This is a genomic window from Ramlibacter humi, assembly GCF_004681975.1.
GTDB lineage: Bacteria > Pseudomonadota > Gammaproteobacteria > Burkholderiales > Burkholderiaceae_C > Ramlibacter > Ramlibacter humi.
The window spans coordinates 1,083,921-1,101,922 of sequence record NZ_SMLK01000001.1; the positions used below are offsets into that span (position 1 = coordinate 1,083,921).

The following is an 18,002-nucleotide window of genomic DNA, read 5'->3' on the forward strand; positions in this document are numbered from 1 at the left end:
CTCAGGCCGCCGCGGAGACGCGCAGCGGCCAGGGGTAGGAACCCGGTTGCGCGCCCGGGGCGAGCACGAACCGCACGTGCATCACCAGCTGCCGCGGCTGGCGTTGCCAGGCCAGCACCATGGGCGCACCGGCGCGCGCGCCGTCGACCATGGCCTGCACGGCGACCTCTCCCGCGCACAGGAATTGCAGCATCACGCCCGACGGCACGTTGCTGTGCACGGCGACGGTGACCGGCTGCCGTGCATCGACGTAGCCGCGCTCGACGTCCCTCGCCGTGACTTCCAGCCGCGCCGGTGCGTCGTGCACCTGCACCGTGGTGCGCCCCATCACGACAGCCCGCACCGTCAGCAGCTGCGAGGCATCCGCGGCCACGGCGGAGCCCGCCAACAAGGCGATTCCCAGCAGCAAAACGGTTCGCGGCAGCATGCATCCCTCGGGTGAGTCGGATGCGTCCGATGCTAGGAACCGCGCGGCACCGCGGCGTCAGTCGATGGCGCCAGGCGCGTAGGGAAACGGATGACTCAAGGTTCTCGCGGCGTGGCGCCAGGCGCCCGCGCGCCAAAGAAAAACGGCACCCGAAGGTGCCGTTTTCTCGAATTGGTGGGTGATACATGGATCGAACATGTGACCCCTGCCGTGTGAAGGCAGTGCTCTACCGCTGAGCTAATCACCCGTTTCGCGACGCAAGCAGATGCCTGCGCCGGAAAGCTCGCGATTATGCCACAGGCGCGGAGCCGTCTTCCCGCGTGGTGATGCGCCACAGCGTCTTGCCGCCGCTGGCCTTGTCCAACTGCGCCAGCACCTCTTCGTGCGCGGCCGATTCCTGCTCGCTGGCCAGCAGCACGGGCAGCGTGAATTGGCGCAGGTCCACCCGCGTCTGGATGCCGGCCACGGCCTCGGTGGGCGCGGCGTCGATCAGCAGCGCTTCCTGGCCGCGCGTCATGTTGATGTAGACGTCGGCCAGCAGCTCCGCATCCAGCAGCGCGCCGTGCAGCGTGCGGCCGGAGTTGTCCACTTCCAGCCGGTCGCACAGCGCGTCCAGGCTGTTGCGCTTGCCGGGGAACATCTCCTTGGCCATGGCGAACGTGTCGATCACGTTGCCGACGAAGCGGGCCAGCTTCGGCTTTCCGAGCAGTTCCAGTTCCTTGTTCAGGAACCCGACGTCGAACGCCGCGTTGTGGATGATGATCTCGGCGCCGGACAGGTAGCCCAGCAGTTCCTCGTGCACCGCCTCGAACTTGGGCTTGTCCTTGAGGAATTCGCTGGTGATGCCGTGCACCTTGAGCGCGTCCTCGTGGCTTTCGCGCTCGGGATTCAGGTAGAAATGCTTGTTGTTGCCGGTCAGCTTGCGGGCCACCAACTCCACGCAGCCGATCTCGATGATGCGGTCGCCGTTCTCGGCGGACAGGCCCGTGGTTTCCGTGTCGAGGACGATCTGTCGCATGCGCCGATTATGCTCGGCCGTTGGCGCGGCGCCGGCGCGCGCGCACCACGCGTCAGTGTTTTTCCTTCGCGTGGTTGATCGAGTATTTCGGGATCTCGACCACCAGGTCCTGCTGCGCGACGATGGCCTGGCACGAGAGGCGCGAGTTAGGCTCCAGGCCCCACGCGCGATCGAGCAGGTCTTCCTCGTTCTCGTCCATCTCGTTGAGCGAGTTGAAGCCTTCGCGCACGATCACGTGGCAGGTGGTGCACGCGCAGCTCATGTCGCACGCGTGCTCGATCTTGATGCCGTTGTCCAGGAGTGCCTCGCAGATGGAGGTGCCGGCGGGCGCTTCCACCTGCGCGCCTTCGGGCGCGTATTCGGGGTGCGGCAGGATGCGGATGACGGCCATGCTCAGAGAGTCTCCACGTTGCGGCCCGCCAGGGCCAGCTGGATGCTGCGGTTCATGCGAAGGGCGGCAAATGCCTCGGTGCCCTTGGCCAGCGCTTCGGTGGCGGCTTCGATCAGCGCGGGGTCGCGGCTCTGGCCCGCCAGCTGCCGCAGGTCGGCCATCAGCGTGTCGATGGCCGCACGCTCGCCGGCTTGCAGCAGCGCGCCGTCGGCTTGCAGCGCGCCGTGCGTCGCCAGCAGCATGCGGTCGGCTTCCAGCTTCGCTTCCGCCAGCGCGCGCGCCTGGATGTCCTGCTGCGCGGTGGCGAAGCTTTCCTGCAGCATGGTGGCCACCTGTTCGTCCGACAGGCCGTACGAAGGCTTGACGTCGATGCGCGCTTCCACGCCGCTGGTCATCTCGCGCGCGGATACGCTCAGCAGTCCGTCGGCGTCGATGGTGAAAGTCACGCGGATGCGCGCCGCGCCCGCCGACATCGGCGGGATGCCGCGCAGTTCGAAGCGCGCCAGGCTGCGGCAGTCCTGCACCAGGTCGCGCTCGCCCTGCACCACGTGCAGCGCCATCGCGGTCTGGCCGTCCTGGTAGGTGGTGAAGTCCTGCGCCTTCGCGGTGGGGATGGTTTCGTTGCGCGGCACGATGCGCTCGACGAGGCCACCCATGGTTTCGATGCCCAGCGACAGCGGGATCACATCCAGCAGCAGCAGGTCGCCGCTGGCGTTGTTGCCTGCCAGCTGGTTGGCCTGGATGGCGGCGCCCAGCGCCACCACCTCGTCGGGGTTCAGGTTCGTGAGCGGCTCGCGGCCGAAGAAGTCGTGCACCGCGCGGCGCACCTGCGGCATGCGGGTGGAACCGCCCACCAGCACCACGCCCTGGATGTCTTCCTTGGCCAGCTTCGCGTCGCGCACCGCCTTGCGCACCGCGGACAGCGTGCGCTGCGTCAGGCTGGAAGTGGCATGCTCGAAATCGGAGCGGCTGACGTCGACCTTCGGCGAACCCGCCACGGGCAGTTCCACCGTCGTGCGCCCGCTGTCCGTCAGCCTCTCCTTCGCGGCACGCGCCGCGACCTTGACCGCGGCCTTCTCGGAAGCGGTGACGGCTTCGACGCCCGCGATGGACAGCAGGTGGTCGGCCAGGGCGCGGTCGTAGTCGTCGCCGCCCAGCGCGGAATCGCCGCCGGTGGCCACCACTTCGAACACGCCGCGCGCCAGGCGCAGGATGGAGATGTCGAAGGTGCCCCCGCCCAGGTCGTACACCGCGTAGAGGCCTTCGCTGGCGTTGTCCAGGCCGTACGCGATGGCGGCGGCCGTGGGCTCGTTGATCAACCGCAGCACCTTCAGCCCCGCGAGCTGCGCCGCGTCCTTGGTGGCCTGCCGCTGCGCGTCGTCGAAGTACGCCGGTACGGTAATCACCGCGCCGTACAGGTCGTCGATGAAAGTGTCTTCGGCACGGTAGCGCAGCGTGGCCAGGATCTCGGCGCTGACTTCCACTGGCGACTTGTCGCCGGCGCGCGTGCGCAGCCTCACCATGCCGGGCTGGTCGACGAAGTCGTACGGCAGCTTCCCGCGGTTGGCGATGTCGGACAGCCCGCGGCCCATGAAGCGCTTGACCGAGGCGATGGTGTTCTCGGGATCCTGCGCCTGCGCATCCTGCGAGGACCAGCCGATCTGCCGGCCGCCGTCCTCGAGATAGCGCACGACCGAAGGCAGCAGCACGCGTCCCTTCGCGTCGGGCAGGCATTCGGCGACGCCATTGCGCACGGCCGCCACCAGCGAATGCGTGGTGCCCAGGTCGATGCCCACCGCGATGCGGCGCTGGTGCGGGTCGGGGGCCTGGCCCGGTTCGGAAATCTGCAGGAGCGCCATGGCTTCTATTGTCCCAGCTGGTCGAAGCGCGCCTCGACGTCATGGGCAAAGCGGTTCAGGAACATCAGCGCCCTCACCTGCTCCGCCGCGGCCTTCGTGTCGCCTTCGCTGTCGAGCAGGCGCTCGACGTCGGCCAGGGTCCGCTTGCGCGCGCCGTCCAGTTGCCGGGCCACCGCTTCGACCTCGTCTTCGTCCCGCGCTTCTTCCAGCGACTCGCGCCACTCCATCTGCTGCACCAGGAACTGCCGCGGCATGGCGGTGTTGCGCTCGGCATCGATGGGCGCGCCGCGCAGCTCGCACAGGTAGGTGGCGCGCTTGAGCGGATCCTTCAGGCGCTGGTAAGCCTCGTTGATGCGCACCGACCACTGCATGGCGACGCGTTGCGCGGCGGCGCCTTGCGCGGCAAACCGGTCCGGATGCGCCTCGCGCTGCAGTTCCTTCCAGCGCGCATCGAGCGCCGCGCGGTCCTGCGCGAACCGCTCGGGCACCCCGAACAGGACGAAGTCGTTGTCTTGAAGGTTCACACCCGGAACGACTCACCGCAACCGCAGCGGTCGCGCTCGTTCGGGTTGTGGAACTTGAAGCCTTCGTTCAGGCCTTCGCGCACGAAGTCCAGCTGCGTGCCGTCGATGTAGGCCAGGCTCTTGGGGTCCACCAGGACCTTGACGCCGTGTTCCTCGAACACGATGTCCTCGGGCGCCGCCTCGTCCACGTATTCCAGCTTGTAAGCCAGGCCCGAGCAGCCGGTGGTCTTCACCCCCAGCCGCACGCCCACGCCCTTGCCGCGCTTGGCGAGATAGCGCTGCACGTGCCGCGCGGCCGCTTCCGTCATCGAGACTGCCATGCCCAGACCTTCAGTGCGCGTTCTTCTTCTTGTAGTCGGCCACGGCGGCCTTGATGGCGTCTTCGGCCAGGATGGAGCAGTGGATCTTCACCGGCGGCAGTGCCAGTTCCTCGGCGATCTGGCTGTTCTTCAGCGCAGCCGCCTCGTCCAGCGTCTTGCCCTTGACCCACTCGGTCACGAGCGAGCTGGAAGCGATGGCCGAACCGCAGCCGTAGGTCTTGAAGCGCGCGTCCTCGATGACGCCGGTCCGCGGATTGACCTTGATCTGCAGCTTCATCACGTCGCCGCAGGCGGGCGCGCCGACCATGCCGGTGCCGACACTGTCGTCGCCCTTGTCGAAGGAACCCACGTTGCGCGGGTTCTCATAGTGGTCAACAACTTTTTCCGAGTAAGCCATTTCGTTCTCCGGTTCAGCGTTGGGCGCTGGGCGTTGAGCGGGACACTTCCGGCGCTCAACGCTGAACGCTCAACCTCTCAATGCGCCGTCCACTGGATCGTGCTCAGGTCCACGCCGTCCTGGTACATCTCCCAGAGCGGGCTGAGCTCGCGCAGCTTTTCGACGTTCTTCTTGATGGTGTCGACCGCGTAGTCGATCTCTTGCGCCGTGGTGAAGCGGCCGATGGTCATGCGCAGGCTGCTGTGCGCCAGTTCGTCGCTGCGGCCCAGGGCGCGCAGCACGTAGCTGGGCTCCAGCGAAGCCGACGTGCAGGCCGAACCGGACGACACCGCCAGGCCCTTGATGCCCATGATCAGCGACTCGCCTTCGACGAAGTTGAAGCTCATGTTCAGGTTCTGGGCCACGCGGCGGCCGGGCGCCATGCTGCCGTTGATGAACACCTGCTCCACGTCCTTCAGGCCGTCCAGCAGGCGCTGCTGCAGCGCGCGGGCGTGCTCGTTGTCCTTGGCCATCTCCAGCTTCGCCAGGCGGAACGCTTCGCCCATGCCGACGATCTGGTGCGTGGGCAGCGTGCCCGAGCGCATGCCGCGCTCGTGGCCGCCGCCGTGCATCTGCGCTTCCAGGCGCACGCGCGGCTTGCGGCGCACGTACAGCGCGCCGATGCCCTTGGGGCCGTACGTCTTGTGCGAAGCGAGCGACATCAGGTCCACCGGCAGCGCCTTGACGTCGATGTCCACCTTGCCCGTGGCCTGGGCGGCATCGACGTGGAAGATGATCCCGCGCTCGCGGCACATGGTGCCGATGGCCGGGATGTCCTGGATCACGCCGATCTCGTTGTTCACGAACATGACGCTGACCAGGATGGTGTCGGGCCGAAGCGCCGCCTTGAACTTCTCCAGGTCCAGCAGGCCGTCTTCCTGCACGTCGAGGTAGGTGACGTCGAAGCCCTGGCGCTCCAGCTCGCGCATGGTGTCCAGCACGGCCTTGTGCTCGGTCTTCACCGTGATGAGGTGCTTGCCCTTGGTCTTGTAGAACTGGGCCGCGCCCTTGAGCGCCAGGTTGTTCGACTCCGTCGCGCCCGAGGTCCAGACGATCTCGCGCGGGTCGGCGCCGATCAGGTCGGCCACCTGTTCGCGCGCCTTCTCCACCGCCGCTTCCGCTTCCCAGCCCCAGGCGTGGCTGCGCGAGGCCGGGTTGCCGAAATGCTCGCGCAGCCAGGGGATCATGGCGTCGACCACGCGCGGGTCGGCCGGCGTCGTCGCGCCATAGTCCATGTAGATCGGGAAATGCGGGGTCATGCTCATTGCTGGCTCTCTGGCTGGCTTCTCTCTTGGCGGATCAGGACTTCGCCGGCGACATGCTGCCCAGCGCGAAGACGGAGTTCGGCGCGTTCACGCGGATCGGCTTGACCACCGGCGCGCTGGAGATCGCGCGCTTGACGGCCGGCTTGTCCTCGATCTGGATGCCCTTGGCCAGCTGGTCGTCCACCAGCTTCTGCAGCGACACCGAGTCCAGGAACTCCACCATGCGCTGGTTCAGCTGCGACCACAGCTCGTGGGTCATGCAGCGGCCGCCTTCCCCGCCGCAGTTCTCCTTGCCGCCGCACTGCGTGGCGTCGATCGGCTCGTCGACCGACACGATGATGTCGGCCACGGTGATCTCCGAAGCCTTGCGGCCGAGCGTGTAGCCGCCCCCGGGGCCCCGGGTGGACTCCACCAGCTCGTGGCGGCGCAGCTTGCCGAACAGCTGCTCCAGGTACGACAGCGAAATCTGCTGCCGCTGGCTGATCGCGGCCAGCGTGACCGGACCGTTGTTCTGGCGCAGGGCCAGGTCGATCATCGCGGTGACCGCAAAGCGGCCTTTGGTCGTGAGACGCATCGCAACCTCCTTGTTGCTTGTCCGTTCGTTTGCTGCACCGCACCAGCACCTGCCGGGACGGTTCGTCTCCACCCATGTCCGGCGCTACCCTGCCGGCTCCCGCCGGTCGTCAGTCGAACCGGCCATTTCTTGTGTTTTCCTGAGCGTTTCCGTCAAGTATACCCGAAAACCCGGCGGCGCGCTCGGGTAATAAGACTGGGCAGTCGCGGGATGGTTCCCGCCGGGCATCGGCTGGCCGGACTCAGGGTTTGCGGCCGGCCGGCAATGGCACGACGTTGTCGTGCACCGCGGCGCCGAAAGCCTGTTCCTTCAGCAGCGCCAGCTGGTCGCGCACCCGCGCCGCCTTCTCGAACTCCAGGTTGCGGGCGTGCTCGAGCATCTGCTTTTCCAGCCGCTTGATCTCGCGCGAGATGTCCTTTTCCGACATGTCCTCGGCCAGCGCGCGCTGCAGCTCCTGCTTCTCCTGCTCCTTGGCCGTCTTCTCGCTGTAGACGCCGTCGATCAGGTCGCGCACTTCCTTCTTGATGCTGCGCGGCGTGATGCCATGCGCCTCGTTGTGCGCGATCTGCCTGGCGCGCCGCCGCTCCGTTTCGCCGATGGCCTTCCTCATCGACTCGGTCATGTTGTCGGCGTACAGGATGGCGCGGCCGTGCAGGTTGCGCGCCGCGCGGCCGATGGTCTGGATCAGGGAACGCTCCGCGCGCAGGAAGCCTTCCTTGTCCGCGTCCAGGATGGCCACCAGCGACACCTCGGGGATGTCCAGGCCTTCGCGCAGCAGGTTGATGCCCACCAGCACGTCGAAAGCGCCCAGCCGCAGGTCGCGCAGGATCTCCACCCGCTCCACCGTGTCGATGTCGCTGTGCATGTAGCGCACCTTCACGCCGTTGTCGGCCAGGTAGTCGGTCAGCTGCTCGGCCATGCGCTTGGTCAGCGTGGTGATCAGCACGCGCTCGTTCTTCTCGGCGCGGATGCGGATCTCCTGCAGCACGTCGTCCACCTGGTGCGTGGCCGGCCGCACTTCCACCTCGGGGTCGACCAGGCCGGTGGGCCGCACCAGCTGCTCCACCACGTTGCCGGCGTGCTCCTTCTCGTACGCCGCGGGCGTGGCCGACACGAAGACCACCTGCCGCATGCGGGTCTCGAACTCCTCGAACTTCAGCGGCCGGTTGTCCAGCGCCGAAGGCAGGCGGAAGCCGTACTCCACCAGCGTGGTCTTGCGCTGGCGGTCGCCGTTGTACATGGCGCCCAGCTGGCCGATCATCTGGTGGCTCTCGTCCAGGAACATCAGCGCGTCCTTGGGCAGGTAGTCGGTCAGCGTCGAAGGCGGCGCGCCGGGCGGCGAGCCCGAGAGGTGGCGCGTGTAGTTCTCGATGCCCTTGCAGTGCCCCACCTCGCTGAGCATCTCCAGGTCGAAGCGGGTGCGCTGCTCCAGCCGCTGCGCTTCCACCAGCTTGCCCGCGTCCACCAGCTCCTTCAGGCGCTGGTCCAGCTCGAGCTTGATGGACTCGACGGCCGACACCACCTTCTCGCGCGGCGTCACGTAGTGGCTGGACGGGTAGATGGTGAATCGCGGCACCTTCTGCCGGATGCGGCCCGTCAGCGGGTCGAACAGCTGCAGCGATTCGATCTCGTCGTCGAACAGCTCGATGCGGATGGCCAGTTCCGAGTGTTCCGCCGGGAACACGTCGATGGTGTCGCCGCGAACGCGGAAAGTGCCGCGCGAGAAGTCCTGCTCGTTGCGGCTGTACTGCATGCGGATCAGCTGGCCGATGACGTCGCGCTGGCCGATCTTGTCGCCCACGCGGCAGATGAAGCGCATCTGCGTGTAGTCCTCGGGGGCGCCGATGCCGTAGATGGCGCTGACCGTCGCCACGATCACCGTGTCGCGCCGCTCCAGCACGCTCTTGGTGGCCGACAGGCGCATCTGCTCGATGTGCTCGTTGATCGAGCTGTCCTTCTCGATGAACAGGTCGCGCTGCGGGACGTACGCCTCGGGCTGGTAGTAGTCGTAGTAGCTGACGAAGTACTCGATCGCGTTCTTCGGGAAGAACTCGCGGAACTCCGCGTACAGCTGCGCCGCCAGCGTCTTGTTCGGCGCGAACACGATCGCCGGCCGCCCCAGCCGCGCGATGACGTTGGCCATGGTGAACGTCTTGCCCGAGCCCGTGACACCCAGCAGGGTCTGGAAAACCTCGCCGTCGTTCACGCCTTCCACCAGCTTGTCGATCGCCTGCGGCTGGTCGCCCGAAGGCGGGTACGGCTGGAACAGCTCGAACGGTGAATCAGGGAAACGAATGAACTCGCCGTTTTGCTTCTGGGGTATGGCTTCAATCGTTTCTGGCATGGGGTCCTGCTGGGATGGTCGTGAGGCGGCGGCTTAAAATCGCGAGGAACCGGACAGCGTACCGCAAGCGCTGCCAGGAAGCGGCAGCAGGCCGCGCCCCCACCCCCAGAGCTCCAGAGGATCTTCCGCATGTCTTTGTTCCAGTCCGTCGAAATGGCCCCGCGCGACCCCATCCTGGGTCTCAACGAGCAATTCAACGCCGACACGAACCCCCAGAAGGTCAACCTCGGTGTCGGCGTGTACTACGACGACAACGGCAAGTTGCCCCTGCTGGAGTGCGTGCAGAAGGCCGAAAAACAGATGATGGAGGCGCCCAAGGCCCGCGGCTACCTGCCCATCGACGGCATCGCCGCGTACGACCAGGCCGTCCGCGGCCTCGTATTTGGGGCCGACAGCGAGCCCGTCAAGAGCAACCGCGTCGCCACCGTGCAGGCGCTGGGCGGCACCGGCGGCCTGAAGATCGGCGCCGACTTCCTGCACCTCGTCAGCCCCAAGTCCAAGGTCCTGATCAGCGACCCCAGCTGGGAAAACCACCGCGCGCTGTTCAGCCAGGCCGGCTTCACCGTCGAGGCTTACCCGTACTACAGCGCCGCCAAGCGAGGCGTCGACTTCGACGGCATGCTCACCGCGCTGAACCTGGCGCCGGAAGGCACCATCGTCGTGCTGCACGCCTGCTGCCACAACCCCACCGGCTACGACATCACGCCCGCGCAGTGGGACCAGGTCATCGCCGCGGTGAAGTCGCGCAAGCTCGTCCCTTTCCTGGACATGGCCTACCAGGGGTTCGGCCAGGGCATCGCGGAAGACGGCGCGGTGATCGGCAAGTTCGTGGCTTCGGGCCAGGACTTCTTCGTCTCCACCTCGTTCTCCAAGAGCTTCAGCCTGTACGGCGAACGGGTGGGCGCCCTGTCCGTGGTCTGCAAGGACAAGGACGAGGCCGGCCGCGTGCTGAGCCAGCTGAAGATCATGATCCGCACCAACTACAGCAACCCGCCCACGCACGGCGCCACGGTGGTCACCACCGTGCTCACCACGCCCGAGCTGCGCGCGCTGTGGGAGAAGGAGCTGGCCGGCATGCGCGTGCGCATCAAGCAGATGCGCGAAGCGCTGGTGCGCAAGCTCAAGGCCGCCGGCGTGAAGGAAGACATGTCCTTCATCAGCCAGCAGATCGGCATGTTCAGCTACTCGGGCCTGACCAAGGACCAGATGGTCCGCCTGCGCAGCGAGTTCGGCGTGTACGGCACCGACACCGGCCGCATGTGCGTCGCCGCGCTCAACAGCAAGAACATCGACCACGTCTGCGCATCCGTCGCCAAGGTGCTGTCGGCCTGAGGCCACGGCGCAAGCTTCGAAAAAGCCGCCTCCGGGCGGCTTTTTTGTTTCCAGGCGTTGTCCCACGCGGTGGCCCGGCGCGCGCCTTCGGGTGGTGCGCCGCCGCAAGGGGCATGCTGGAGGTCGCGCACCGGACAGCACCTGCGGTTTTCACGGATGAGCGCCCGCGGTTCGGGGCTGCTATATTGCATTGCAACATTCCCACGGGCTCACCCATGCTTTACCAGATCTACGAAGCCCAGCGCTCCTTGATGGAGCCCTTCGCCGACTTCGCGCAAGCCGCCGCAAAGCTATACGGCAACCCCGTGTCCCCCTTCGGCCAAAACCCCCTGGCGCAGCGCGTGGCCGCCGGCTACGAGCTGATGTACCGCCTGTGGAAGGACTACGAGAAGCCGCAGTTCGGCATCGAGACCGTTCAGGTCGACGGCCACGAAGTGGTCATCCACGAAGACGTGGAACTGGACAAGCCCTTCTGCGAACTGCGCCGCTTCAAGCGCTTCTCCGACGACCCTGACACGCTGGCCAAGCTGAAGGCCCAGCCCACCGTGCTGGTGGTGGCGCCGCTTTCGGGCCACTATGCCACGCTGCTGCGCGACACCGTGCGCAGCCTGCTGACGGACCACAAGGTCTACATCACCGACTGGAAGAACGCCCGCACCGTGCCGCTGGAGCAAGGCGAGTTCCACATGGACGACTACGTCGGCTACGTGCAGGAATTCATCCGCCACCTGCAAGGCATCTACGGCAACTGCCATGTCATCAGCGTGTGCCAGCCGACGGTGCCGGTGCTCGCGGCCGTGTCGCTGATGGCCAGCCGCGGCGAAACCACGCCGCTGACCATGACCATGATGGGCGGCCCCATCGACGCCCGCAAGTCGCCCACCGCGGTGAACAACCTGGCGATGAACAAGAGCTTCGAATGGTTCGAGAACAACGTGATCTACCGCGTTCCGACCAGCTTCCCGGGCGCCGGCCGCCGCGTGTACCCCGGCTTCCTGCAGCACACCGGCTTCGTGGCGATGAACCCGGACCGCCACCTGTCCAGCCACTACGACTTCTTCAAGCACCTGGTGGCCGGCGACGACGACAAGGCCGAATCGCACCGCCAGTTCTACGACGAGTACAACGCCGTGCTCGACATGGACGCGGACTACTACCTCGAGACCATCCGCACGGTGTTCCAGGAATTCGCGCTGGTGCACGGCACCTGGGACGTCATCAGCGAAAGCGGCGACCTGGAGCGCGTGCGCCCGCAGGACATCACCACCACCGCGCACCTCACGGTGGAAGGCGAGCTGGACGACATCTCCGGCGCCGGCCAGACGGAGGCCGCGCATGACCTGTGCACCGGCGTTCCCAAGGCGCGCCAGAAGCACATCGAGGTGAAGGGCGCGGGCCACTACGGCATCTTCTCGGGCCGCAAGTGGCGCGAGGTGGTCTACCCGCAGGTGCGCGAATTCATCGCCCGCTTCAACGATGGCCCGGTGGTGCCCAACGCGCAGCGCCCCGCGCCCGCCAAGGCGGCCGCGCGCAAGAAGGCGGTCGAGCCCGCGGCGTGAGCCCGCTGGCGCGGCGGCTGCACGCCGCTCTGCCGCAGACGCAGTGCACGCGCTGCGGCTATCCCGACTGCGAAGGCTACGCCCGCGCCATGGCGGCGGGCGAAGCGGACATCAACCAGTGCCCACCCGGCGGCGCCGAAGGCGTGCGCCGCCTTTCCGCCATCACCGGCCGTCCCGAGATTCCGCTCAGCGCGGCCCATGGCGTGGAGGGCCCGCGCGCGCTGGCCGTCATCGACGAAGACTGGTGCATCGGCTGCACGCTGTGCCTGAAGGCCTGCCCGACCGACGCCATCCTCGGCGTCAACAAGCACATGCACACCGTCATCGAACCGTACTGCACGGGCTGCGAGCTGTGCGTGCCGGTGTGTCCGGTCGACTGCATCTCCCTGGAGAACGTGACGGGTGATCGCACCGGCTGGCAGGCATGGAGCGAACCCGACGCCGCGCAGGCCTTGACGCGCTACGAGTCGCACAAGGCGCGCGTCGCGCGCGAGGATGGCGAGAACGCCGAGCGGCTGGAACACAAGGCCGAAGCGAAACTGGCCGACCTGCCCGCCCACACCCACGGCGCGGAAGGCGCCGAGGCCGACCGCAAGCGCGCGATCATCGAAGCGGCGCTGGCCCGCGCGAAGGCACGCCGCCAGGCACCGCCGCAAGGCTGAGCGCCGCTCACCCGCCCTCGGCGTCGTTCACCTGCTCGTTGAATTCGGCCATGCCCATGGCCGCGCCGACTTCGCGCGGCAGCGCATCGCGGGCGGAGAACACGCCCAGCACCTTGCCTCCGCGCACCACCGGCAGGTGCCGGAATCCCCGCTCCAGCATGATCAGCACCGCTTCGGACACAGGCGTCTCCGGCGGTACGCAAATCGGTTGCGGCGTCATCACGTCGCGCACCGCGGTGCGGTCGGGATCGACCGAGCGCGCCAGGACGCGCGTCATCAGGTCGCGCTCGGTCAGGATGCCCAGCAGGCGGTCGGGCGGCGACATGACGAGCACGCTGCCGGAATTCGCGCCGGTCATGAGGCGCGCCGCCTCGCGCACGCTGGTTTCAGGTGCAACGTGCAGCACCGGCTTGTGCGCGAGCGACTGGGACACCTTGCGTTCGTCCATGGGGCACCTCCTTCGGCGGGCGCGGCCGCCGGATGCGGATCAGCGCAGCGAAGCGTTCAGCTTGTCCAGCGCCGCCGTGCCGGGACACAGCTGCGCGGCGTCCATCCCGTTGAGCGGCGCCGCGCTGGTGTTCAGCGCGGCATGCAGGTCGGTGGCGAGCGGGTCCACGTACAGCAGGCCCGTGACCACTTCGCCGCGCGCCTGGTGTTCCTGCATGTAGCTCATGGCCCGGTGGCGGTCGGTCGGATCGTAGGCTTCGTGCAGGCTGCGCAGCCGCAGCAATGTGCCGTCGTGCTGGCGCACTTCCACCGCCTCACCGGGGCCGTAGTCGGCGGTGATCTCCTCGCGGCCGGTGATGAAATCGATGCGGCTCACCGCCTCGTTGTGCTCGCGCACGTAGTCGTAGCTCTTGGTGCTGCCCGGGTGGTTGTTGAACGCCACGCACGGACTGACGACGTCGATGAACGCGGCGCCGCCGTGCCGCAGCGCGCCCTTGATCAGCGGCACCAGCTGCGCCTTGTTGCCCGAAAAGGCGCGCGCGACGTAGGTGGCGCCCAGCTGCAGCGCCAGGCCCACCAGGTCGACCGGGCTGTCGCTGTTGACCACGCCCTTCTTGCTCTTGGACCCCTGGTCGGCGGTGGCGGAGAACTGGCCCTTGGTGAGGCCGTACACGCCGTTGTTCTCCACGATGTACGCCATGCGCACGCCCCGGCGCAGCGCATGCGCGAACTGGCCCAGGCCGATGGAAGCCGAGTCGCCGTCGCCCGACACGCCCAGGTACAGCAGCTCGCGGTTGGCCAGGTTGGCGCCGGTCAACACGCTGGGCATGCGGCCATGCACGGTGTTGAAACCGTGCGAGGCACCCAGGAAGTAGTCAGGCGTCTTCGAGCTGCAGCCGATGCCCGACAGCTTGGCGACACGGTGCGGTTCGATGTCCAGTTCCCAGCAGGCCTGGATGATGGCGGCCGAGATCGAGTCGTGGCCGCAGCCGGCGCACAGGGTGGAAATCTTTCCCTCGTAGTCGCGGCGCGTGTAGCCGACGCGATTCTTCTCCAGCGTCGGATGGTGCAGCAGCGGCTTGGCGATGTAGGTCATTTCTGCATCTCCGTGATGACGTGCACGGCGGCCGGCGCGTCCACGTGCTTCAGGATCGCGGCGGTGATGAAGCGCGCGGTGATGGGCGTGCCGTCGAAGTGAAGCACCTTCACCAGCCGCGCCGGATCGACCTCCAGTTCGTTGACCAGCAGCGTGCGCATCTGCGCGTCGCGGTTCTGCTCCACCACGAACACCTTGTCGTGCGCGGCGATGAATCGCGAGACGCTGTCCGGGAAGGGGAAGGCGCGCAGCCGCATGGCGTCCAGGTGCACGCCCTCGCCTTCCAGCACCTCCAGCGCCTCGGCCATGGCCGGGCTGGTGCTGCCGAAGTAGATGACGCCCAGCCGCGTAGGCTGCGCGGCCTGGCGCACCACCGGTTGCGGCATCAGCGTGGCCGCCGTGCGGAACTTCTTCAGCAGCCGCTCGACGTTGTAGACGTAGTCCGGCCCGCGTTCGGAATAGCGCGCGTAAGGGTCGCGCGTGGTGCCGCGCGTGAAGTAGCTGCCTTTGGTGGGGTGCGTGCCGGGCAGCGTGCGCCACGGAACGCCGTCGCCGTCCACGTCCTTGTAGCGGCCGAAGTCCCTGCCGGCTTCCAGCTCCTCGGCGGTCATGACCTTGCCGCGGTCGTACCGCCGGTCCTCTTGCCAGGCGAACGGCCGGCACAGCCGCTGGTTCATGCCGATGTCCAAGTCGGTCATCACGAACACCGGCGTCTGCAGCCGGTCGGCCAGGTCCAGCGCGGCCGCCGCATGCTCGAAGCACTCGTGAGGATCTTCCGGCAGGAGCAGCACATGCTTGGTGTCGCCGTGCGACGCGTACGCTGCAGCGACCAAATCCGCCTGCTGCGTGCGCGTGGGCATGCCGGTGGACGGCCCGCCGCGCTGCACGTCGATGATGGTCACGGGGATCTCGGCGAAGTACGCCAGGCCGATGAACTCCGTCATCAGCGACACGCCCGGCCCGGAGGTGGCCGTGAATGCCCGCGCGCCGTTCCACCCCGCGCCCACCACCATGCCGATGGAAGCGATCTCGTCTTCCGCCTGCACGATGGCGTACCGGTTCTGCCCGGTGTCGGGGTCCACGCGGTACTTGCCGCAGTACTTCTGGAACGCCTCGGCCACCGAAGACGAAGGCGTGATCGGGTACCACGCCGCCACCGTGGCGCCGCCGTACACGCAGCCGAGCGCCGCGGCGCTGTTGCCGTCGACGAAGATGCCGTCGCCCACCTTGTCGGCGCGCCGCACCTGCAGGCCCAGCGGCCACTTCAGGTGCTCCTTGACGAAGTCGCGGCCCAGGTGCAGCGCCTGCACGTTGGACGACAGCAGCTTCTCCTTGCCCCGGTATTGCTCGCCGAACAGCTTCTCGATCACCTGCGGGTCGATGTCCAGCAGCACCGACAACGCGCCGACGTACACGATGTTCTTGAACAGCTGCCGCTGCCGCGGGTCGCTGTAGACGGCGTTGCAGATCTCGGTCAGCGGCATGCCGATGACGTTGACGTCGGGCCGGAACTTCGAAGGCGGCAGTGGCCGCGTGCTGTCGTAGAAGAGGTAGCCACCCGGCGCCAGTTCCGCCACGTCGGCGTCCCAGGTCTGCGGGTTCATCGCCACCATCAGATCCACGCCGCCGCGCCGGCCCAGCCAGCCGGCTTCGCTGACGCGCACCTCGTACCAGGTGGGCAGGCCCTGGATGTTGCTGGGGAAGATGTTGCGCGGGCTCACCGGCACGCCCATGCGCAGGATGGCCTTGGCGAACAATTCGTTCGCCGAAGCCGAACCCGAGCCGTTGACGTTGGCGAACTTGACCACGAAGTCGTTCACCGCCTCGATCGGCCGCGCGGTCATGCCGCCACTCCCCGCACTGCCGCGCGCGCCGCGCGGGCTTTGGGGCCTGCCTGCGTGGTGTTGAGCAGGAACTTCTGCATGTCCCACGCGCCGGTGGGACAGCGTTCCGCGCACAGTCCGCAGTGCAGGCAGACATCCTCGTCCTTGACCATGATGCGGTTCGTCTTCAGCGGCCCGCCGATGTACAGGTCCTGCGCCAGATTCAGCGCCGGCGCCTTCAGCCGCTGCCGCACGTCCGCTTCCGTCCCGTCCTCGGTGAACGTGATGCAGTCCATCGGGCAGATGTCCACGCAGGCGTCGCACTCGATGCACGCGCTCTCCGTGAACACGGTCTGCACGTCGCAGTTCAGGCATCGCTGCGCTTCCTTGAACGCGGTGGCCGCGTCGAAGCCCAGTTCCACCTCCACCTTGATGCTGGCCAACGCCAGCTCGGCCTTGGCCCAGGGCACCTTGAAGCGGGCGTCCAGCGAGGTGTCGTTGTCGTAGCTCCACTCGTGGATGCCCATCTTCTGCGACACCAGGTTCGTCATCGGCGCCGGCCGGGTGGCCGTGTCCTGGCCGTTGATGAACCGGTCGATGGACACCGCCGCCTCGTGGCCGTGCGCCACCGCGGTGATGATGTTCTTCGGCCCGAAGGCCGCGTCGCCGCCGAAGAACACGTGCGGCAGCGTGGACTGGAAGCTGTCCTTGGACAGCTTGGGCAGGCCCCCGTCGTCGAAGGCAATGCCGCAGTCGCGCTCGATCCAGGGAAACGCGTTCTCCTGGCCGACGGCCACCAGCACCTCGTCGCATTCGAAGAAGGCTTCCGGCTCGCCGGTGGGCACCAGGCTGCGCCGGCCGCGCTCGTCGTACACGGCCTTGACGATCTCGAAGGTCATGCCGGTCAGCCGGCCGTTGTCGTGCACGAAGGCCTTGGGCACGTGGTAGTTGACGATGGGGATGCCTTCGTGCATCGCGTCCTCCTTCTCCCACGGCGAGGCCTTCATCTCCTCGAAGCCGCTGCGCACGATGACTTTCACGTCGGTGCCGCCCAGGCGCCGTGCCGATCGGCAGCAGTCCATGGCCGTGTTGCCGCCGCCGAGCACGATGACGCGCTTGCCGATGCTGGCAACGTGCCCGAAGGAGACCGAAGCCAGCCACTCGATGCCCACGTGGATATGGGCGGCGGCCTCCTTGCGCCCCGGCAGGTCGAGGTCGCGGCCGCGCGGCGCGCCGCAGCCGACGAACACCGCGTCGTAACCCTGCGCCAGCAACGCCTTCATCGACTCGATGCGCCGGCCGCCCTCGAAGGTCGCGCCCAGCGCGAAGACGTAGCCCGTCTCCTCGTCGATCACCGATTCCGGCAGGCGGAAGCGCGGGATCTGCGTCCACATGAAACCGCCGGCCTTGGCCTCGCCGTCGAACACCGTGACGTCGTAGCCCAGCGGCGCCAGGTCGCGCGCGACGGTTAGCGAGGCGGGCCCGGCGCCGATGCAGGCGACGCGCTTGCCGTTGCGCGGGCCCGGCTTGGGCATGCGGCCGCGCACATCGTCCTTCAGGTCGGCCGCCACGCGCTTGAGCCGGCAGATGGCCACCGGCTCCGGCTGCTGGGCTTGCGCCTCTTCCACCCGGCCGCGGCGGCATGCGGGTTCGCAGGGGCGGTCGCAGGTGCGGCCGAGGATGCCGGGGAAGACGTTCGACACCCAGTTGACCATGTAGGCGTCGCCGTAGCGGCCCTGGGCGATCAGGCGGATGTATTCAGGAACGGGGGTGTGGGCGGGACAGGCGTACTGGCAATCGACGACCTTGTGGAAGTAGGCCGGATCGGCGGTATCGGTTCGCTGCAAGGCGGGGCCTCCTTTGCGAGTGCCCGCCGGACGTTGCAGCCCGGCCGGGAGGGGCGCCTGCCGCCCCTTCCCGGACTA

At 67.6% G+C, this 18,002-nt stretch carries 17 protein-coding genes and 1 tRNA gene; 3 read left to right on the forward strand and 15 right to left on the reverse strand.

Annotated elements, in window-relative coordinates; genetic code table 11:
• Position 1: 1 nt before the first annotated feature.
• The 11 genes from EZ216_RS21270 to uvrB form a co-directional block, all read right to left on the reverse strand.
• Positions 2-427: a hypothetical protein gene (locus EZ216_RS21270; protein ID WP_167772832.1), complete on the reverse strand. Its 426-nt coding sequence runs from the start codon at positions 425-427 to the stop codon at positions 2-4.
• A gap of 172 nt (positions 428-599) precedes the next feature.
• Positions 600-674, reverse strand: a tRNA-Val gene (locus EZ216_RS04975).
• A 42-nt stretch (positions 675-716) separates the two neighbouring features.
• Entirely contained in the window at positions 717-1,445 is a 729-nt protein-coding gene (gene dnaQ / locus EZ216_RS04980) for a DNA polymerase III subunit epsilon (RefSeq protein ID WP_135248451.1), read from the reverse strand.
• Positions 1,446-1,497: 52 nt separating this feature from the next.
• A complete protein-coding gene (fdx, locus tag EZ216_RS04985) occupies positions 1,498-1,836 on the reverse strand; it encodes an ISC system 2Fe-2S type ferredoxin (RefSeq protein ID WP_135248452.1) in 339 nt (112 codons plus the stop codon).
• 2 nt (positions 1,837-1,838) lie between these two features.
• Positions 1,839-3,695: a Fe-S protein assembly chaperone HscA gene (gene hscA / locus EZ216_RS04990; RefSeq protein WP_135248453.1), complete on the reverse strand. Its 1,857-nt coding sequence runs from the start codon at positions 3,693-3,695 to the stop codon at positions 1,839-1,841.
• A 5-nt stretch (positions 3,696-3,700) separates the two neighbouring features.
• On the reverse strand, positions 3,701-4,219 hold the full coding sequence (hscB, locus tag EZ216_RS04995) for a Fe-S protein assembly co-chaperone HscB (protein ID WP_135248454.1): 519 nt from the start codon (positions 4,217-4,219) through the stop codon (positions 3,701-3,703).
• Entirely contained in the window at positions 4,216-4,539 is a 324-nt protein-coding gene (gene iscA / locus EZ216_RS05000) for an iron-sulfur cluster assembly protein IscA (protein WP_135248455.1), read from the reverse strand. The genes hscB and iscA overlap by 4 nt, the downstream gene beginning before the upstream one ends.
• A gap of 10 nt (positions 4,540-4,549) precedes the next feature.
• Entirely contained in the window at positions 4,550-4,936 is a 387-nt protein-coding gene (iscU, locus tag EZ216_RS05005) for a Fe-S cluster assembly scaffold IscU (protein WP_135248456.1), read from the reverse strand.
• 77 nt (positions 4,937-5,013) lie between these two features.
• Positions 5,014-6,240 carry an IscS subfamily cysteine desulfurase gene (locus tag EZ216_RS05010; RefSeq protein WP_135248457.1) on the reverse strand — a complete coding sequence of 409 codons (1,227 nt, stop codon included), beginning with the start codon at positions 6,238-6,240 and terminating at the stop codon, positions 5,014-5,016.
• A 34-nt stretch (positions 6,241-6,274) separates the two neighbouring features.
• Positions 6,275-6,814, reverse strand: a complete 540-nt coding sequence (iscR, locus tag EZ216_RS05015) for a Fe-S cluster assembly transcriptional regulator IscR (protein ID WP_135248458.1) — start codon at positions 6,812-6,814, stop codon at positions 6,275-6,277.
• Positions 6,815-7,055: 241 nt separating this feature from the next.
• Entirely contained in the window at positions 7,056-9,158 is a 2,103-nt protein-coding gene (uvrB, locus tag EZ216_RS05020) for an excinuclease ABC subunit UvrB (protein ID WP_135248459.1), read from the reverse strand.
• A 129-nt stretch (positions 9,159-9,287) separates the two neighbouring features.
• On the opposite strand from uvrB, the gene EZ216_RS05025 reads away from it, so the two are divergent.
• The 3 genes from EZ216_RS05025 (at position 9,288) to rsxB (ending at position 12,711) form a co-directional block, all read left to right on the forward strand.
• Positions 9,288-10,490, forward strand: coding sequence for an amino acid aminotransferase (locus EZ216_RS05025; protein ID WP_135248460.1), 1,203 nt, complete (start codon positions 9,288-9,290; stop codon positions 10,488-10,490).
• A gap of 215 nt (positions 10,491-10,705) precedes the next feature.
• Positions 10,706-12,049: a polyhydroxyalkanoate depolymerase gene (locus EZ216_RS05030; RefSeq protein ID WP_135248461.1), complete on the forward strand. Its 1,344-nt coding sequence runs from the start codon at positions 10,706-10,708 to the stop codon at positions 12,047-12,049.
• Entirely contained in the window at positions 12,046-12,711 is a 666-nt protein-coding gene (rsxB, locus tag EZ216_RS05035; RefSeq protein ID WP_135248462.1) for an electron transport complex subunit RsxB, read from the forward strand. The genes EZ216_RS05030 and rsxB overlap by 4 nt, the downstream gene beginning before the upstream one ends.
• A 7-nt stretch (positions 12,712-12,718) precedes the next feature.
• Here the strand turns inward: rsxB and EZ216_RS05040 are convergent, their stop codons facing one another.
• The 4 genes from EZ216_RS05040 to EZ216_RS05055 are packed head-to-tail and all read right to left on the reverse strand — an operon-like array spanning position 12,719 to position 17,924.
• A complete protein-coding gene (locus EZ216_RS05040) occupies positions 12,719-13,159 on the reverse strand; it encodes a CBS domain-containing protein (protein ID WP_135248463.1) in 441 nt (146 codons plus the stop codon).
• A 39-nt stretch (positions 13,160-13,198) separates the two neighbouring features.
• Positions 13,199-14,254 carry a 2-oxoacid:ferredoxin oxidoreductase subunit beta gene (locus tag EZ216_RS05045; RefSeq protein ID WP_135248464.1) on the reverse strand — a complete coding sequence of 352 codons (1,056 nt, stop codon included), beginning with the start codon at positions 14,252-14,254 and terminating at the stop codon, positions 13,199-13,201.
• Positions 14,251-16,098, reverse strand: a complete 1,848-nt coding sequence (locus tag EZ216_RS05050; protein ID WP_135248465.1) for a 2-oxoacid:acceptor oxidoreductase subunit alpha — start codon at positions 16,096-16,098, stop codon at positions 14,251-14,253. The genes EZ216_RS05045 and EZ216_RS05050 overlap by 4 nt, the downstream gene beginning before the upstream one ends.
• Positions 16,095-17,924 carry an FAD-dependent oxidoreductase gene (locus tag EZ216_RS05055; RefSeq protein WP_135248466.1) on the reverse strand — a complete coding sequence of 610 codons (1,830 nt, stop codon included), beginning with the start codon at positions 17,922-17,924 and terminating at the stop codon, positions 16,095-16,097. The genes EZ216_RS05050 and EZ216_RS05055 overlap by 4 nt, the downstream gene beginning before the upstream one ends.
• Positions 17,925-18,002: the final 78 nt, after the last annotated feature.

Bases quoted from the DNA above. Each gene is read 5' to 3' on its own strand.
- EZ216_RS21270 (WP_167772832.1), bottom strand. From the start codon at position 427: ATGCTGCCGCGAACCGTTTTGCTGCTGGGAATCGCCTTGTTGGCGGGC.
- dnaQ (WP_135248451.1), bottom strand. From the start codon at position 1,445: ATGCGACAGATCGTCCTCGACACGGAAACCACGGGCCTGTCCGCCGAG.
- fdx (WP_135248452.1), bottom strand. From the start codon at position 1,836: ATGGCCGTCATCCGCATCCTGCCGCACCCCGAATACGCGCCCGAAGGC.
- hscA (WP_135248453.1), bottom strand. From the start codon at position 3,695: ATGGCGCTCCTGCAGATTTCCGAACCGGGCCAGGCCCCCGACCCGCAC.
- iscA (WP_135248455.1), bottom strand. From the start codon at position 4,539: ATGGCAGTCTCGATGACGGAAGCGGCCGCGCGGCACGTGCAGCGCTAT.
- iscU (WP_135248456.1), bottom strand. From the start codon at position 4,936: ATGGCTTACTCGGAAAAAGTTGTTGACCACTATGAGAACCCGCGCAAC.
- EZ216_RS05010 (WP_135248457.1), bottom strand. From the start codon at position 6,240: ATGAGCATGACCCCGCATTTCCCGATCTACATGGACTATGGCGCGACG.
- iscR (WP_135248458.1), bottom strand. From the start codon at position 6,814: ATGCGTCTCACGACCAAAGGCCGCTTTGCGGTCACCGCGATGATCGAC.
- uvrB (WP_135248459.1), bottom strand. From the start codon at position 9,158: ATGCCAGAAACGATTGAAGCCATACCCCAGAAGCAAAACGGCGAGTTC.
- EZ216_RS05025 (WP_135248460.1), top strand. From the start codon at position 9,288: ATGTCTTTGTTCCAGTCCGTCGAAATGGCCCCGCGCGACCCCATCCTG.
- EZ216_RS05030 (WP_135248461.1), top strand. From the start codon at position 10,706: ATGCTTTACCAGATCTACGAAGCCCAGCGCTCCTTGATGGAGCCCTTC.
- EZ216_RS05040 (WP_135248463.1), bottom strand. From the start codon at position 13,159: ATGGACGAACGCAAGGTGTCCCAGTCGCTCGCGCACAAGCCGGTGCTG.
- EZ216_RS05045 (WP_135248464.1), bottom strand. From the start codon at position 14,254: ATGACCTACATCGCCAAGCCGCTGCTGCACCATCCGACGCTGGAGAAG.
- EZ216_RS05050 (WP_135248465.1), bottom strand. From the start codon at position 16,098: ATGACCGCGCGGCCGATCGAGGCGGTGAACGACTTCGTGGTCAAGTTC.